Source organism: Salinivibrio kushneri (genome assembly GCF_005280275.1).
Lineage (GTDB): Bacteria > Pseudomonadota > Gammaproteobacteria > Enterobacterales > Vibrionaceae > Salinivibrio > Salinivibrio kushneri.
Window position 1 is genome coordinate 365,682 of sequence record NZ_CP040022.1, and the last position, 15,550, is coordinate 381,231.

General features: G+C 51.6%; 16 protein-coding genes. 7 read left to right on the top strand and 9 right to left on the bottom strand.

Annotated features, from left to right (window positions below):
• Nucleotides 1-71 precede the first annotated feature (71 nt).
• The 3 genes from FCN78_RS14740 to tkt all read left to right on the top strand — a co-directional run bounded on the left by FCN78_RS14740 (nt 72) and on the right by tkt (nt 4,312).
• On the top strand, nt 72-1,088 hold the full coding sequence (locus FCN78_RS14740) for a sugar-binding transcriptional regulator (protein WP_077658932.1): 1,017 nt from the start codon (nt 72-74) through the stop codon (nt 1,086-1,088).
• A 180-nt stretch (nt 1,089-1,268) separates the two neighbouring features.
• Nucleotides 1,269-2,219 (top strand): transaldolase, encoded by a 951-nt coding sequence (gene tal / locus FCN78_RS14745; RefSeq protein WP_069360904.1) that lies wholly within the window; start codon nt 1,269-1,271, stop codon nt 2,217-2,219.
• Between the two features lie 98 nt (nt 2,220-2,317).
• Complete coding sequence (gene tkt, locus FCN78_RS14750) at nt 2,318-4,312, top strand: transketolase (protein WP_077658931.1); 1,995 nt, start codon at nt 2,318-2,320, stop codon at nt 4,310-4,312.
• Between the two features lie 117 nt (nt 4,313-4,429).
• Here the strand turns inward: tkt and FCN78_RS14755 are convergent, their stop codons facing one another.
• Entirely contained in the window at nt 4,430-4,618 is a 189-nt protein-coding gene (locus FCN78_RS14755; protein WP_069360902.1) for a hypothetical protein, read from the bottom strand.
• Nucleotides 4,619-4,716: 98 nt separating this feature from the next.
• Between FCN78_RS14755 and soxR the strand changes: the two genes are divergently transcribed.
• Together soxR and cspE are read left to right on the top strand one after the other, a co-directional pair.
• The gene (gene soxR / locus FCN78_RS14760) at nt 4,717-5,193 is read left to right on the top strand and encodes a redox-sensitive transcriptional activator SoxR (RefSeq protein ID WP_069360901.1); all 477 of its coding nucleotides are present in this window, start codon (nt 4,717-4,719) and stop codon (nt 5,191-5,193) included.
• 251 nt (nt 5,194-5,444) lie between these two features.
• Entirely contained in the window at nt 5,445-5,657 is a 213-nt protein-coding gene (cspE, locus tag FCN78_RS14765; RefSeq protein WP_069360900.1) for a transcription antiterminator/RNA stability regulator CspE, read from the top strand.
• A gap of 201 nt (nt 5,658-5,858) precedes the next feature.
• Here the strand turns inward: cspE and FCN78_RS14770 are convergent, their stop codons facing one another.
• The 8 genes from FCN78_RS14770 to FCN78_RS14805 all read right to left on the bottom strand — a co-directional run bounded on the left by FCN78_RS14770 (nt 5,859) and on the right by FCN78_RS14805 (nt 11,874).
• Nucleotides 5,859-7,031, bottom strand: a complete 1,173-nt coding sequence (locus FCN78_RS14770; RefSeq protein WP_077658930.1) for a tetratricopeptide repeat protein — start codon at nt 7,029-7,031, stop codon at nt 5,859-5,861.
• A complete protein-coding gene (locus FCN78_RS14775) occupies nt 7,031-7,663 on the bottom strand; it encodes an energy transducer TonB (RefSeq protein ID WP_077520443.1) in 633 nt (210 codons plus the stop codon). The genes FCN78_RS14770 and FCN78_RS14775 overlap by 1 nt, the downstream gene beginning before the upstream one ends.
• A complete protein-coding gene (locus FCN78_RS14780; RefSeq protein ID WP_069360897.1) occupies nt 7,663-8,067 on the bottom strand; it encodes an ExbD/TolR family protein in 405 nt (134 codons plus the stop codon). The genes FCN78_RS14775 and FCN78_RS14780 overlap by 1 nt, the downstream gene beginning before the upstream one ends.
• Complete coding sequence (locus FCN78_RS14785; RefSeq protein ID WP_069360896.1) at nt 8,067-8,615, bottom strand: MotA/TolQ/ExbB proton channel family protein; 549 nt, start codon at nt 8,613-8,615, stop codon at nt 8,067-8,069. Before FCN78_RS14785 ends, FCN78_RS14780 begins: the two co-directional genes overlap by 1 nt.
• Nucleotides 8,612-9,961, bottom strand: a complete 1,350-nt coding sequence (locus FCN78_RS14790) for a MotA/TolQ/ExbB proton channel family protein (RefSeq protein WP_069360895.1) — start codon at nt 9,959-9,961, stop codon at nt 8,612-8,614. The genes FCN78_RS14785 and FCN78_RS14790 overlap by 4 nt, the downstream gene beginning before the upstream one ends.
• Nucleotides 9,958-10,734, bottom strand: coding sequence for a DUF3450 domain-containing protein (locus tag FCN78_RS14795; protein ID WP_106407170.1), 777 nt, complete (start codon nt 10,732-10,734; stop codon nt 9,958-9,960). Before FCN78_RS14795 ends, FCN78_RS14790 begins: the two co-directional genes overlap by 4 nt.
• 315 nt (nt 10,735-11,049) lie before the next feature.
• Entirely contained in the window at nt 11,050-11,253 is a 204-nt protein-coding gene (locus FCN78_RS14800) for a hypothetical protein (RefSeq protein WP_077658929.1), read from the bottom strand.
• Nucleotides 11,254-11,343: 90 nt separating this feature from the next.
• Entirely contained in the window at nt 11,344-11,874 is a 531-nt protein-coding gene (locus FCN78_RS14805; protein WP_077658928.1) for an REP-associated tyrosine transposase, read from the bottom strand.
• A gap of 670 nt (nt 11,875-12,544) precedes the next feature.
• On the opposite strand from FCN78_RS14805, the gene FCN78_RS14815 reads away from it, so the two are divergent.
• Entirely contained in the window at nt 12,545-14,257 is a 1,713-nt protein-coding gene (locus FCN78_RS14815; RefSeq protein ID WP_077658927.1) for a type I restriction-modification system subunit M, read from the top strand.
• Complete coding sequence (locus FCN78_RS14820; RefSeq protein WP_077658926.1) at nt 14,247-15,536, top strand: restriction endonuclease subunit S; 1,290 nt, start codon at nt 14,247-14,249, stop codon at nt 15,534-15,536. Before FCN78_RS14815 ends, FCN78_RS14820 begins: the two co-directional genes overlap by 11 nt.
• Nucleotides 15,537-15,550 lie beyond the last annotated feature (14 nt).

The window sequence follows — 15,550 nt, forward strand, 5'->3', positions numbered from 1 at the left end:
CTGAGACCCATTACAGTGAGCCGTACTGTGTGCGGTGAGTTTGATCCGATCGATGAGCGAGACTAACATCCATGAGTACGCCAACGTCCCCAGATAACGTTCACGAAGACACAGATTTGCTGACCGAAATCGCCATTCTGTATTACCAGCAAAGCGCTACCCAAGAGGAGATCGCACGCAAATACAAAATAAGTCGCCCCAAAGTCAGCCGTCTACTCCGAAAAGCACGCGAGGAAGGGATCGTTGAAATCACGGTGAAGTTTCACCCCGTGCATAGCGCGCAATTAGAACAAAGGCTCATGGCGCGATTTAATCTCAAACGTGCATTAATTTCTCTCGACCAACCCAGTCCCGAAGAGCAGCGCACTCAAGTCGCGACCCTGGTTTCCACTTATTTGGATGGCAACCTTAACGACGGCATGGTAGTCGCAGTGGGGCAAGGTCAAAACGTCGCGGCGGTTGCTGATCACCCAGGGGTCGTCTCTCATCGCCAAACGCGCTTTGTTTGTGCTATCGGCGGTACCCACCGAAGTGGTGATGCCTTTAACGCGGATCATATTTGCCGGCGTCTCGCCAAAAAATTTGGTGGCAGCAGTGAAACCCTGTATGCCCCCGCCTACGTCGATAACGAGTCAATCCAACAAGTGTTTGTCTCTCACCCCAATATCAGTGAAACCTTGAATCAGGCGAGAAAGGCAGAGTTTGCACTGGTCGGCATTGGCGATATGGACGAAAATAGTCATATGGTCAAATTGGGTTGCTTTACCGCACGCGAGTTTGTTGAAGCACGGGTGAATCATGGTATTGTCGGAGACATCGGCGGTTTTGATTTCTTCCGACTTGACGGGCAACCCACGGATAACCTGATGCGTGGCCGTGTGGTTGGACTGGCGATGCCAGATTTGGCACGTATTCCGAGTGTTATTGCCATGGCGAGCGAGAGTCGCAAAGCCTTATCGATACTCGGAGCGCTGAGAACGGGCGTTATCGATGTACTCGCGACCAGTGCAAGCTGCGCAATGGCCTTGCTGAATATGTCCGAGCCTGCACCTGATGAAAGCGTGTTCACATTTCAACAGGATGAGTAAATTCGTGACCAAAGAGTGAGACGTAACTCTCTTTATATCGCAATACAATTGACAAGTGGCGTAAAAAACTCAAAGATCGTCACATCATTTGCTCAGACGCGTTGCATCTGTTCATATTCAGATCAAGCGTTAGCACGTAACTCGGCGTCTGGGCCTACCACGTAAAGAAGGTGAGTGAAGATGAGCAACAAACTGGACCAACTCCGTGCCCTAACCACAGTGGTCGCTGACACAGGCGACATCGAAGCGATTAAAAAATACCAACCGCAAGATGCCACAACCAACCCTTCTCTGATCCTCAAAGCCGCGCAAATCAAAGAATATGCGCCGCTGATCGATGAAGCGATTGCTTATGCAAAATCACACAGCAGCGACGCAGACCAACAGGTTGCCGATACCTGTGACCGTCTCGCCGTCAATATTGGTAAAGAAATCCTCAACGTGATCCCTGGCCGTATTTCTACCGAGGTAGATGCACGTTTGTCTTACGACACAGACGCGAGTGTGGCTAAAGCGCGCAAGCTTATCAGTATGTACAACGAAGCGGGGATCAGTAACGAGCGCATTCTGATCAAACTGGCGTCAACTTGGGAAGGCATCCGCGCCGCAGAAATCCTGGAAAAAGAAGGGATCAACTGTAACCTGACGCTCTTATTCTCATTCGCACAAGCACGTGCCTGTGCCGAAGCGGGTGCTTACCTGATTTCACCGTTTGTGGGCCGCATCATGGATTGGTACAAAGCCAAAGAAGGCCGCGATTTTGAGGCGGCTGAAGACCCAGGTGTTAAATCCGTCACCACCATCTACAACTACTACAAAGCCCACGGCTACGACACCGTCGTGATGGGCGCGAGCTTCCGTAACACGGGCGAGATTTTAGAGCTGGCTGGCTGCGATCGTCTCACCATCAGCCCACAGCTTCTCCAAGAGCTGAGCGACGCCGACGGTGACGTGCCTGTGAAACTCAAAGACGCGGGAGCCACCGAGCAACGCCCAGCGCGTATGACGCACGCCGAATTCTTATGGGAGCACAACCAAGACGCGATGGCGGTTGAGAAGCTCGCAGAAGGCATCCGCAATTTCGCGGTTGACCAAGGCAAGCTTGAAGATATGATTCGCGAACAACTGTGATCCAACACAAAGCGTGATTTAACACAATAAAAGCGGCTCAGCCCGCTTTTATGATACTGTTTGACCCTATTTCACCTGTTCAACCTGTAGGTAAACACATGGAACGCAAAATGCTAGCTAACGCCATCCGCGCCCTTGCGATGGACGGTGTGCAAAAAGCCAAATCTGGTCACCCAGGCGCCCCAATGGGCATGGCTGATATCGCCGAAGTCTTGTGGCGCGACCACATGAACCACAACCCACAAAACCCAGATTGGGCCAACCGTGACCGTTTCGTACTGTCAAACGGCCACGGCTCTATGCTGATTTATTCGTTACTGCACCTGACCGGCTATGGCGTATCCATTGACGATCTTAAACAGTTCCGTCAATTGCACTCGAATACCCCAGGCCACCCTGAATATGGTTACGCGCCGGGTATTGAAACCACTACAGGTCCTCTCGGCCAGGGCATTACCAATGCCGTGGGTATGGCAGTGGCAGAGAAATCGCTCGCGGCGCAATTTAACCGCGACGGCCATGACATTGTCGACCATCACACCTACGCATTCTTGGGTGATGGCTGCTTGATGGAAGGTATCTCGCACGAAGCATGCTCACTCGCCGGCACCCTAGGCCTGGGCAAACTGATCGCTTTCTGGGATGACAACGGCATTTCTATCGACGGTCATGTGGAAGGTTGGTTCTCTGACGATACCGCGAAACGCTTTGAATCTTATGGCTGGCACGTGATCCCTGCCGTCGACGGCCATGATTCGGCAGCCATTCAAGCGGCCATCGAAGCGGCAAAAGCAGAAACTGGCAAGCCGACATTGATCTGCACCAAGACCACCATCGGTTACGGCTCACCCAACAAAGCAGGCAGCCACGACTGCCACGGTGCGCCACTGGGTGATGACGAAGTACAAGCCGCGCGTGAGTTCCTCGGTTGGGAGCATGGCCCATTTGAGATCCCACAAGATATTTACGCACAGTGGGACGCCAAAGAAGCCGGTGCGGCCAAAGAAGCCGCATGGAACGAGAAATTCGCGGCGTATCAGGCACAGTATCCAGAGCTAGCCGCTGAGTTTACTCGTCGCATGAAGGGTGAGCTGCCAAGCAACTGGGACAGCGAAACCCAAAAGCTCATCAAAGATCTACAGGCCAACCCAGCCAAAATTGCATCGCGTAAAGCGTCACAAAACGTGTTAGAAGCATTTGGCAAGCTACTGCCAGAACTGCTCGGTGGCTCTGCTGACTTGGCACCGTCTAACTTAACCATGTGGTCAGGCTCTAAAGCGATCAGCGCAGACGATGCTAGCGGTAACTACCTGCACTACGGTGTGCGTGAGTTTGGTATGACCGCCATTATCAACGGTATTGCCCTGCACGGCGGTTTTGTACCTTACGGCGCAACCTTCCTGATCTTTATGGAGTACGCCCGTAACGCGATGCGCATGGCCGCGTTGATGAAGGTGCAAAACATTCAAGTGTATACCCACGACTCGATTGGCCTGGGTGAAGATGGTCCAACTCACCAGCCGGTTGAGCAAATGGCCACTTTGCGCCAAACGCCGAATATGAGCATGTGGCGCCCGTGTGACCAAGTTGAATCTGCGGTCGCGTGGAAAGCAGCGGTTGAGCGTAAAGACGGCCCAAGTGCCTTGGTGTTCTCGCGTCAAGGCCTGGCTCAGCAAGAGCGTGATGAAGCACAATTGGCTAACATTGCCAAAGGTGGCTACATCCTAAAAGATGCAGCGGGTAAGCCTGATCTGATCTTGATTGCGACCGGCTCTGAAGTCGAATTGGCGATGGAATCAGCCGCGAAACTAAGCGAAGCCGGCAAACAAGTGCGTGTCGTCTCTATGCCAAGCACTGACTTGTTCGATAAGCAAGATGCCGCCTACCGCGAGTCCGTGCTGCCATCAGACGTGACAGCACGTATTGCCATTGAAGCGGGTATCGCCGACTACTGGTACAAGTACGTGGGTCTAGACGGCCGCGTTGTCGGTATGACCACCTTCGGTGAGTCCGCACCGGCTGACGAGCTGTTCAAGATGTTCGGCTTTACCGTTGAAAACGTGGTTAACACCGCTGAAGAGTTGCTCGCTTAATCGCATCTCTACGGCACGTTAATTCTGCGAAGGCCAGTCAGCAATGACTGGCCTTTTTTCTATCCTCGCTTCTCGCATCCTGCAACCCATGCTGTAACAGCGACAGATGCAGCGCGCTTATAGAAAGCGACTCGCCGAGGGACGCACATTAGCATCCAGAGTATCCACCCCTATGTCATTTTGAAGGTGGGCTGGCATCGATGCGATTGACACTGCTTTCGGTTTATGGCTCATACCAACTCGCCCTTGAACACCTTGAATAATCGCCAATAACATTGAGGTAACGCCCTTTTTCATTTCTTTCATCGTGATTCCCCTCTCATTGTGTTGTGAAGATGCTAGTCAGGATAAAACCTCAAGTTATATTGAGGTAAACAAGGAGTGGCAGAAAAAGGTGAAAAAAGATGGAAATGAGTGTTGGGCAAGTGGCAAAACGCGCGGGGGTAAAGGTGTCTACCCTGCATTTTTACGAACAAAAAGGCTTGATCGCCAGTTGGCGTAATGCGGGCAATCAACGCCGTTACGACCGTGCAGTGCTGCGTCGTCTTGCGGTGATTAAAGCTGCACAACATGTGGGGCTCTCACTTGAAGAGATAGGCGAAGCATTAAGTGAACTGCCCTCTCACCGAGCCCCCACCAAAGAGCAGTGGCGTGATATGGCACAGCGCTGGGATGCCACCCTCAATGAGCAAATCGCACGCTTACAGCAGTTACAGGCCAATTTAAGTGGCTGCATTGGCTGTGGCTGCCTATCAATGAAAACCTGCTCGCTCTATAACCCCAATGACGTGGTTGGTGAAGTCACCCAAGATGACAACGTGTTGAATCACCCGAAAATGGGGGTAACCCAACTGTTAAAAGACTGGGGAAAGAGACGATGAGTAGCCCAACCGCAACGCTCCACCCAAGGATTAAATAAAAATACTCACAACGCTTTACATGTGGGTGGAATGCTGTATGGTGGACACAGCTCTGGAACATGGAGCATCAATGATACATCAAGTAAAAGTCAACATAAGCTACGCTATTATCAATATTATAGAGTTTCTAACGTTACCCGCTTTCGCTTTTAGACATTTCATCGACTCCGTTCAAAGCTATCCTATTTTTTGTAATTTAAGAGAGAATGATTATGTCTAATCAAGCAACTGGTATCGTAAAGTGGTTTAACGAAGAGAAAGGTTTCGGTTTCATCACTCGTGACAACGGCGAAAAAGACGTGTTTGTACACTTCCGCGCGATCGTTGGCGAAGGTTTCAAAACCCTAACTGAAGGCCAGCGTGTGAACTTCACCGTTGAGCAAGGCCAAAAAGGCCCACAGGCTTCTGACGTTTCTGTAGCATAAGAAATCAGACCTGATTGATAGAGGGCGCTCAGGCGCCCTTTTTTTGTGCCTATGGTTTGGCGAATGTGATCAACACGGCGGATGGCAAACGATAGGCACAACACGTTTTCACAAAAAAGCCCCAGCTGTCTGGTGTCTCACCAAGCTGGGGCTTTTTTATCAGCGCAACCGACCAAGGTCACTCGCGACTTATGGCTTAAATCAGCCTCGTTGCATTTGCTGACGCTTTTTCAAAAACGTTAACCAGCTTTCTACCGCTTCATCAGGGGCAATCTTTTTAGCAATGCGTGCTTGCTCGAGGGCCTGGTCAAACTGCTTTAGTTTGTAGTAGGCGCGCACTTTTGTCAGCGCTACCTCTTTGGCTGACGCCCCTTTACCCGCCTTATCAAGCGAAGTAAGTGCTTGCTGATAGTCGCCTTGCTGAATTTGCATTAACGCCAATTGCCAATGGTACTGACGATCTTTTTGTGCCGCCAATTGCCAAGCTGAAACAGCCTGAGGCCATTCCCGCGCTTGCTGCCATAAGCTTGCTTGCTGCGCGAGCGTTTGCGCATCTTGTTCGTTCTCAGGCAAGCGTTTGAGCCACGTCGCCGCCCGTTCGGGGACGCCGATATTGGCATACAACTGCGCCACCGTACGCTGCTCACTGGGTTCAAGCTCCACCCCTTTACGCTGGGCGAGTAAATAGGTGCTGATCGCCTCTTTCGGTTGCTCTAAGCGCACATAGTTGGCCGCCAATTGGCGCCACCATTGCTTGTTTTCAGGCTCGAGCTTCAACAATGCTTTAAGCGTCGGAGTCGCTCCACGCCACTGCTCGAGTTGTAGCTGCGCGCCCAACTTCAACGACAGCGCCGACACACTGGCGCCATTTTTCACCACGCCCTGATACGCCGGGTAGGCGCTTAATACCTTACTCCACTGTTCACGCTGATAGTGCGCCTGCATAATGCGCAGCCACACATCTTCACTTTGATCCGTCTTTTCTTTGGGGATCGCGCGAGCCAACGGATAGTAGTATTGCAGCGCCGACGCATACTGGCCATCAATCAACAATAAATCAGCGAGCATGCGCTTGGTTTGCCAGGCTTGCGCGTCTTTCAGCTGTTCACTGTCGACCGCGCGTTGAATATGGACAATCGCCTTATCGTTATTGCCATATTGCCAATAGAACACCCCCAACGCCCGGTTTACAAAGGCCTTATCGTAGGCGCGTTCAGCAGACAGCGCTTCGAGCACGGCAATCGCCTCACCCAGTTTGGCGTCTTGCTCTAGCGTTTGGGCTTTTTCAATCGAGCGTGCCACCGATGGCGAAAGCTGCGCAGCGGCTGGCAGCGAAATGACCAATACGAAGGTAACAATGAGTCGTTTAAACATTAGCGTAAGTTAAACTCCAGTTTCACCTGTTGACCGGGTTGAGCCACGGCCTCTCCGTTAACCACTTTCGGCTCATACTTCCATTTACGCAGCGCGCGTAACGCCTCTCGCTCAAACACGCGCGGCGGGTTGGCATCAACCACGGTCAAATCTTGTGGGCGTCCCGAGGGACTAATGGTAAAGCTCACCACCACGAATCCCTCTAGGCCGCGGCGCATGGCGCGTGGCGGATAATTCGGCTCGACCCGAAATAGCGGCATCGCTTGCTGGTTGTTCGGCCCGGTGCTGACATTTAAGTCGCCTAGCGACGGCGCTTGCACCATCACCCCTTGAATATTGCTTTGCACATTCAAGTTCGGCATATCCGGCTGTGGCGCAGCACTGGATTGTGTTTGCGTTTGCGTCACCGGCGTCGGTGGATCGGGCACCTCTGGCGGTTTCGGGCGCTCCGGGACACTGCGTTGGCGACGTTGTACCTCGGTATCCGGCTCTTGCATGAAAATATCAATGCTTACCGACTCAGCCGCCTCCTGAGGCCGCTGAGACGATTGTCCGACCATCAGCGCCATCAACATAAACAGGCCAAGCGTAAACACCAACGCCGCCGGCAATGAGATTAGCCATCGCTTCATTACGGCGACTCCGTGGCCAACGCAATGCTGCCAATGCCGGCCCCTTTCGCCGCATCCATGACTTTAACCACCGTCCCGTTGTAGGCCAGCTCATCGGCTTGAATCACCAGCGAAGCGTCAGGCTTATCGAGCAACAGGTGTTCAAGGGTCGCTTCGACACGTTCCACATCGACAAGGCGCTTATCAATGTACACCTCATTCGAGGCGGTGACCGCGACAAAAATACCCGCCTCTTTTTGGCTGGTTGAGTGGCTGGCTTCCGGGCGGTTTACTTCCACGCCAGACTCGCGCACAAAGGAGCTGGTAACAATAAAAAAGATCAGCATGATGAACACAATGTCCAACATGGAGGTTAAATCAACCTGCGCTTCCTCGCGCTGTTTTTGGGCTCGAATCAATCGCATTACTGACTCCGAAGCGCCTGCTCCAGCGCGACTTCACGACGCTGACAGGCTTTAACTAAACGGGCATGGGCAAACATACCGGCCAAGGCAGCCACCATACCTGCCATAGTGGGTAAGGTGGCCATTGAAATACCTGAGGCCATTAAACGGGGCTCACTGGTGCCTTGGCTGGCCATCACATCAAACACAGAAATCATCCCCGTGACCGTGCCTAACAGCCCCAACATCGGGCAAATAGCCACCAAGGCTTTAATAAAGCCAAGATAACGGCCGAGATCCTGTTGGGCTTGAAACAACCAGCCTTGGCGAATGGCGCGTGCATGCCAAGAATGATGGTCGGTACGCGCCTGCCACGCGGCGATCCACGCGCGACGTTGTGCGGGGAATCGTGAATAGAGATATAGCAGGCGTTCAATCACCAACACCCAGCACACCATTACCACCACACCTAACCACCAAAGCACGGGCCCACCTTGCGCCATAAAATGACGCAAGGTGCTCAAAATATCCTGCTGGCCAAGCTGTGAAAATAACGCCACGTCTATCATGCCGCTTGTCCGGTTTCCACTCGCTGATCACTGTTTTCAGCTTGTTCCGCCACCAGGCTAATGCTTTGTTTTTCCAACATGCCACGAATGTGATCGGCTTGCCCACTCAAGATGTTATGCGCCAGCAGTAGCGGAATGGCGGCAATCAAGCCAAGCACTGTGGTGACCAACGCCATCGAGATGCCATCCGCCATCACTTTCGGATCGCCATTACCAAACTGGGTGATCACCTGGAAGGTCTCGATCATCCCGGTCACCGTCCCCAGCAAGCCAAGCATCGGCGCCAATGCAGCAAGCAGTTTCAGCATCGATAGGCCTTTTTCACAGCCTTGCTGTTCATCCACCACCGCTTCCAATAAACGCAGCTCCAGTGATTCCACATCGCGCTTTGGTGCATCATGATAGACCTTCAGCACACGGCCAAGCGGATTATCCTCCGGTGATTCTGGGTGTTTAAGCTGGCGATGCATTTTGGCGTGAACCGAGAGCAAGACTGCCCCACGGTATAGCGCAATGAGCAAGCCGACAGCCAATAGGGTCGCGATCACTTTGGCAACAAAGCCACCCTGCGCAAAGCGTTCGCTTAAGCTTGGCGCATTTTCTAGCTGCCCAAGTAACATGCCACGTGACGGATCGACGAGCACGGTCTCACCCACGTTGCCGATGGCTTGTTCAAGCTTTGCTGATGTTAAAGTGTTGTCCGGTTGTGCCCGGTACGGGACCGCCACTTGTCGTTCAGCTTGCCAGTTTAAATACCCTTGCTCATTCACCAGCCCAAGGTTACCCACTCGCACCACCGACTGCTCAGACGATACACCTTGCGAATTCACCACGGGTAGAGATAGGGTTTGCAGCTGACCACTGGTTTGCATTTGCGTGAGCATGCCCTGCCACAGACTATTAAGCTGCTTGAGCGATGGTAAGGTATCCGCGGCCACAATATCCGCCACCGTTTGATTAAACTCAGGCTGAGTGATCGCCACATAACTCGACGCGCCGTCGGTCTGGATGGTTTTACTTGCTTGGCGCACCACACCAAACAACTCGCCCAAACTGCCCGACTCCAAACGCAGCTTATCTTCCAAAGACGCCAGTTGTTGCTCGTTATCGCTGAAGGTGTCACTCAATTGCTCTGTTTCCGCCTCTAACGCATTGCGCGTGGCTTTGAGCTGATTGAGTTTCGCGCGCAATTCACGCTCGGTCAGCGCGAATTGTGCTTCTCGTGCTTGGTTATGCTCACTCGCCTGCTGATGCGCCTGTTGGGTTTGCTCGACAAGATCATCGGCGTGGGTAAAAGGCGCCATCGCGGCAAAACAGGTTGCGACAATAAGGGTTTTCCAACTCATGACTTCACCCCTTGGTTAGCACTCAATGGCAGAGATAACAACGACGGTGCCATTTGCTTTTGCGCCACCGCAAAGGCCTTATCCACCGCTTCCGCGACACTGGCATCCAGCGCGACCCACTGATCATCGCGGGCGCTCCACAGCCAATGCTGCTGACCATCTAAGCTACGCGCCACCAGCGACATTCGACCCAAGTGCAACACATCCACCTGGTGCTCTCGACCATTAAGCACAACGGTATCTTGATAGGCATCAAGCTTGCTGCCATAGTCTCGCTCAATTTGATACGCCTCGAGAATACGACGGAATTTCTCTGAGTCCGCCACATCGGCACGGCCCATCATCGCCTTCAGTTTTTGCAAACGGGCTTGGCGTTGGTCGGCTTTAAGAGGAATATCCTTGGCAAGCCACTGCTCGAGCCCACCCAACATGCGATACATCAACGGCACGATGCCTTGGCGAGTGTCTTTGATCTCGTCGATTTGATTCCGCAGGCTGGTCGCCTCTTTATCCTGATTGACCACCAAGTTTTGCAAGTGATCTCGATAGATTTCCAGGTTACTAATCTGTGCCTGCAGCTGCTCAATTTCTTGGCGCATGGCCAAGCTGCTATCAGAGTGGCGATTAATCCGTGACTGTGACTGCGCGGCCTCTTGGGTAGTGTTACCCTCGATAGCTTGCGCTTTTTCGAGTTGATCCGCACTCACTACTGGCGTCAACGCCAAACAGGACGCAACGCCCAGCACGAGCCGAAATGAAGACGATTTTATCATGGTGATATCTACAAACATGCATGGTGATATGGCTTGCGCCATAAACAAAAGTGAGAATAGTTTCTATTTGCGTGTAATGTACCGAGTTTGGCGGAAAAGATCTAGCCTAGCGGTAAAGAGGACGGAGAATATTGCGGCTTATCAGTAAAGAAGAGATGACAATAAAAACTGATAATACATCAAACAGATAACGGTCTCACTGGGTTCACTTACTCGTTCCCACGCTCCTGCGTGGGAATGCATACCAAAGTTACCCTCTAACAATCAGACTTTTCCCCAACGCCTTTAAATTTATCAACAAACGCAGCAATTGTGTCACGATTGAACCTCCCAATGGCCGGCTTTATCAGAGCCGACCCGTTTAATCCTTTGCGCTTGCTGTAACTTGGCCAAGGTGCGACCAATGGTGCGAATGTCTTTGCCGATCCGCTCGGCCAGCTGCGGCCGCGTGAGCGTTTTATCGGCCGCTAGCAGGGCGATGATAGCCCCCGGCGTTTTCAATTCTTGAATCCAACGCATCAATATTATTTACAGGGACGTTTACAGAGGCATTTACAGGGGCGTTTTGTGTTCTCGTTCCCACGCTCCTGCGTGGGAATGCATACCTCGCTACCATTCGCGACAAACCTCCAGCAGTCCCGGCGTGCCCATGTAATCTCTGGCACTCGAATAACGCCAGTGAGCTGCTTCATCGACATAGCCCCGCTTCACCGGATTTTGATGAATGTAGTCGATTTTCTGCCACATCATGGCGTCGTTTTGTATCAGTTCAGGATGCACACCCTCCTGCCAAAACTGATAAGCGCGGTCACCTTTGTGGGCTTTTTTATAAAACGCCAATTGATCCAGAATTTGTTTAACGTTGCGCTCAGCAAGGTATTGAATCAGATTTCTCGCCGTCCATGATTTAAGTCGAGCAATATCATGATCCAATGCCTTACTTTGCAACACTAAATGACAGTGGTTTTCTAGTACTACCCAAGCGTAAACCTTTAGGCCGTCTCTGCTTAAAAAACGCAAAGCATCAAGCAAGATATTGACGGTGTCCGGGCGCGTGAATACCGGGATCCAGTGCAGCACGGTCAAGGTGACGAAGTGCGGTAAGTGAGGCTCGGTGATTTTATAGCGGCTTCTCCCCATGATTCACACTCCATATGCATTACCACGCCAGAGCGTGGGAACGAGGTACGACTTCTACCCATTATTCAAACTCCGTATACACTCCCACACCGGAGCATAGGAACGAGTGAACAGCGCTCAAACCCAAACATAGGGCGCTTTATTCAGATGCGCTCTCGATTAGCTTACAACTTCCTGCCATTTCGAGTAACTCGTAACAACATCATGTTTCGCGTTCTCACTCGTAATCTCTGCATTAATTTTTTCAGAGAATTTAACTCGTTCCCACGCTCCCGCGTGGGAATGCATATCGAGCTACCACTCACGACAAACCGCCAGCAGCCCCGACGCGCCCATGTAATCTCTGGCATTCGAATAACGCCAGTGAGCTGCTTCACCTCTCGTTCCCACGCTCCCGCGTGGGAATGCATACCTTGCTACCATTCACGAAAAACCGCCAGCAATCCCGGCGCGCCCATGTAGTCTCTGGCACTCGACTAACGCCAGTGAGCCGCTTCATCTCTCGTTCCCACGCTCCGGCGTGGGAATGCATATCGAATTGATCCCCCTGCTAGTGATCACAAAGCCATCAGAATCACCACTCAGAGATGTCATAAAATCCAGTCAAGAGTGCGAAGTGAACCGCAGCAGTGATAAACTACGCCCATTCGTTTGCAATATGATATGAAAAATGAACCAGCCGACTCAGCAAGAACAAGAATACTTAAAAGCGCTTGAAAGCAAGCTATGGACTGCCGCCGACAAACTCCGCTCCACCTTGGATGCGGCTCAGTATAAACACGCGGTGCTTGGGCTGATTTTCGTCAAGTATGTGTCGGATGCCTTTGATGCCCGCCGCCAAGAAATTTCGGCACAGCTGGATGATCCAGAGCACGAATACTACCTCGACCCAGAAGGCTTGACTCCAGAAGAGCTGGAAGAAGAAAAAGCGATTGAGCTTGAGCAACGTGATTATTACACCGAGAAAAACGTCTTTTGGTTGCCCGCTGAATCACGTTGGCAGTTTTTGCAAGATAACGCGCCACGAGTGATTGGCGGGGCCGAGCTGACCATCGCCGGCAAAGCGAAGAAAATCACCTCCGTCGGTCACTTGATTGATAATGCGCTAGAAGGCATTGAGCGCGACAACGCCAAGCTCAAGGGTGTTTTGAACAAAGCCTACAGCGGCCTGCGTATCGACCAAGCCAAATTGGTTGAGCTGATCAACCTAATTGCCACTATCCCGTTTTCTCACAACTCGCTAAACAGCAAAGACATCCTCGGCCATATCTACGAGTACTTTCTCGGTCAGTTTGCCTTGGCAGAAGGGAAAAAAGGTGGCCAGTTCTACACGCCCGCCTCGATTGTTAGCTTGATTGTTGAAATGCTCGAACCGTTCGAAGGGCGAGTATACGACCCGGCGATGGGCTCCGGTGGCTTCTTTGTGCAATCAGAAAAGTTTATTGAGCGTTACGCCAATAAATATGACATCGACCCGCTCACCCAAAAGCAGAAAATCTCGATTTACGGCCAAGAATACAACTACACCACTTGGCAGCTGGCTGCGATGAACATGGCGATCCGTGGCTTAGATTACGACTTTGGTAAAGAGCCCGCCAGCACCTATACCAATGTTCAGCACCCTGACCTGCGTGCCGATTTTATTATGGCAAACCCGCCGTTTAACATGCGGGAGTGGAACACAGGCGTCGATGATAACGACCCGCGCTGGGTGTACGGCCAACCGCCCGCCAATAATGCCAACTTTGCCTGGTTGCAACATATGCTCCACCACCTCGCGCCCGACGGCTCGCAAGCCTTGCTGCTCGCCAACGGCTCAATGAGTTCCAGCACCAACAATGAAGGCGAGATCCGCGCCGCGTTAGTGGAAAACGATTTGGTCGAGTGTATGGTTGCCCTGCCCGGTCAGCTGTTTACTAACACCCAAATCCCCGCCTGTATCTGGTTTTTAACCAAAACCAAAAAAGCACGTACCGATAAAGCAGGCCGCCAGTTGCGCGACCGTAAAGGCGAAGTACTGTTTATTGACGCCCGCCACCTTGGCTATATGAAAGACCGCGTGTTACGCGACTTTTCTATGGACGATATCGCCCAAGTGGCCGATGTTTTCCATGCGTGGAAGACGGGCGCGGAAGTAAACGGCACCACATACCAAGACCAAGCCGGCTTTTGTAAATCCGCCACCTTGGATGAGATTAAAAAGCACGATTTTGTTCTGACCCCAGGCCGCTACGTGGGCGCGGCGGATGTGGAGGATGACGGCATTCCCTTTGCGGAAAAAATGGCGACCCTCACCGAAAAGCTGGGTGAACAATTTGCGGAATCGGCCAAGTTGGAAGCCGAGATTAAGAAGAATCTAGCGGGGTTGGGTTATGAGCTTTGAAACCGCGACTCTTGATTCATTGTGTGAGCTTATAGTTGACTGTCCTCACTCGACACCAAAATGGACTGATGAAGGGATTATTGTTTTACGAAATCAGAATATCAGAAATGGTGTTTTAGACCTCTCCGCCCCTAGTTTTACTAACGAAGAAGATTATCTAAAGCGAATAAAGCGAGCTGCCCCAAAAACAGGTGATATAGTATTTACACGTGAAGCCCCTATGGGGGAAGTATGCATGATACCGGAAGGAGTAAAGTGCTGCTTGGGGCAACGGCAGGTGCTGTTACGTCCAAAATCTAGTGTGAATGGGCAATACCTCTTTTGGGCGTTGCAATCGCCTTACGTCCAGCAGCAGATAGCTTGGAATGAAGGAACAGGCTCTACAGTTAGTAATGTTCGAATTCCTGTATTAAAAGCATTGCATATTCCTCGAATTGGCAGTGAAGATATGGTTGCGAAATCACTATCTGATATTGCTTCAAGAATGGCGCTAAACACCCAAACCAACCAAACCCTCGAAGCCATGGCGCAAGCTATCTTTAAGTCTTGGTTTGTTGATTTCGACCCCGTCAAAGCCAAAATGCAGGGCAAGCAGCCCGAAGGAATGGACGCCGACACCGCCGCGCTTTTCCCCGATAAGTTGGTTGAGTCGGAGTTGGGGCTGATTCCGGAGGGGTGGGAAGCAGGAGAGTTGTCTGACTTGATGGACTTCAATCCCAAACGCACTCTCAGGAAAGGGACAAAGGCTCCATACCTTGATATGAAAAGCATGCCAACAGCAGGCCACCTTGCTCTAGATATCTACGAACGAGAAATGGGGAGTGGAACTAAATTCATCAACGGCGATGTGTTACTTGCCCGCATCACACCATGTCTTGAAAACGGTAAGACTGCATACGTAGATTTCCTTAAAGAGGAGCAAGTTGGCTGGGGCTCTACAGAATATATCGTTATGCGATCCAAGGCAGATAGCTATAAATATTTCAGCTATTTTATAGTTAGATTCGAACCGTTTAGAAAATTTGCAATTCAAAGCATGACAGGAACAAGTGGTCGTCAGCGAGCACAAGCTAAAACTGTTCAAACCATGCCCTTTGTTGTTCCACCACCTCCCATTCTTGAGAAGTTCGATGAGTTGATCGCTGCGAATATGAAACTGATTAAGCGCCATGGTGACGAAAATAAAACGTTGGCAAACCTACGCGACACCCTACTCCCCAAGCTACTCTCCGACGAATTACCGTTGGAACAGGCAGAAAAACTGGCAGAGGTCAGCTAAACGCTAATGAGGCT

What these genes read in the sequence shown, in the direction of transcription:
- FCN78_RS14780 (WP_069360897.1), bottom strand. Translation starts at nt 8,067, where the DNA reads ATGCGATTGATTCGAGCCCAAAAACAGCGCGAGGAAGCGCAGGTTGAT.
- FCN78_RS14800 (WP_077658929.1), bottom strand. Translation starts at nt 11,253, where the DNA reads ATGCGTTGGATTCAAGAATTGAAAACGCCGGGGGCTATCATCGCCCTG.
- FCN78_RS14740 (WP_077658932.1), top strand. Translation starts at nt 72, where the DNA reads ATGAGTACGCCAACGTCCCCAGATAACGTTCACGAAGACACAGATTTG.
- FCN78_RS14820 (WP_077658926.1), top strand. Translation starts at nt 14,247, where the DNA reads ATGAGCTTTGAAACCGCGACTCTTGATTCATTGTGTGAGCTTATAGTT.
- FCN78_RS14775 (WP_077520443.1), bottom strand. Translation starts at nt 7,663, where the DNA reads ATGAAGCGATGGCTAATCTCATTGCCGGCGGCGTTGGTGTTTACGCTT.
- FCN78_RS14770 (WP_077658930.1), bottom strand. Translation starts at nt 7,031, where the DNA reads ATGTTTAAACGACTCATTGTTACCTTCGTATTGGTCATTTCGCTGCCA.
- tal (WP_069360904.1), top strand. Translation starts at nt 1,269, where the DNA reads ATGAGCAACAAACTGGACCAACTCCGTGCCCTAACCACAGTGGTCGCT.
- FCN78_RS14785 (WP_069360896.1), bottom strand. Translation starts at nt 8,615, where the DNA reads ATGATAGACGTGGCGTTATTTTCACAGCTTGGCCAGCAGGATATTTTG.
- FCN78_RS14815 (WP_077658927.1), top strand. Translation starts at nt 12,545, where the DNA reads ATGAACCAGCCGACTCAGCAAGAACAAGAATACTTAAAAGCGCTTGAA.
- tkt (WP_077658931.1), top strand. Translation starts at nt 2,318, where the DNA reads ATGGAACGCAAAATGCTAGCTAACGCCATCCGCGCCCTTGCGATGGAC.
- cspE (WP_069360900.1), top strand. Translation starts at nt 5,445, where the DNA reads ATGTCTAATCAAGCAACTGGTATCGTAAAGTGGTTTAACGAAGAGAAA.
- FCN78_RS14805 (WP_077658928.1), bottom strand. Translation starts at nt 11,874, where the DNA reads ATGGGGAGAAGCCGCTATAAAATCACCGAGCCTCACTTACCGCACTTC.
- FCN78_RS14795 (WP_106407170.1), bottom strand. Translation starts at nt 10,734, where the DNA reads ATGATAAAATCGTCTTCATTTCGGCTCGTGCTGGGCGTTGCGTCCTGT.
- soxR (WP_069360901.1), top strand. Translation starts at nt 4,717, where the DNA reads ATGGAAATGAGTGTTGGGCAAGTGGCAAAACGCGCGGGGGTAAAGGTG.
- FCN78_RS14755 (WP_069360902.1), bottom strand. Translation starts at nt 4,618, where the DNA reads ATGAAAGAAATGAAAAAGGGCGTTACCTCAATGTTATTGGCGATTATT.
- FCN78_RS14790 (WP_069360895.1), bottom strand. Translation starts at nt 9,961, where the DNA reads ATGAGTTGGAAAACCCTTATTGTCGCAACCTGTTTTGCCGCGATGGCG.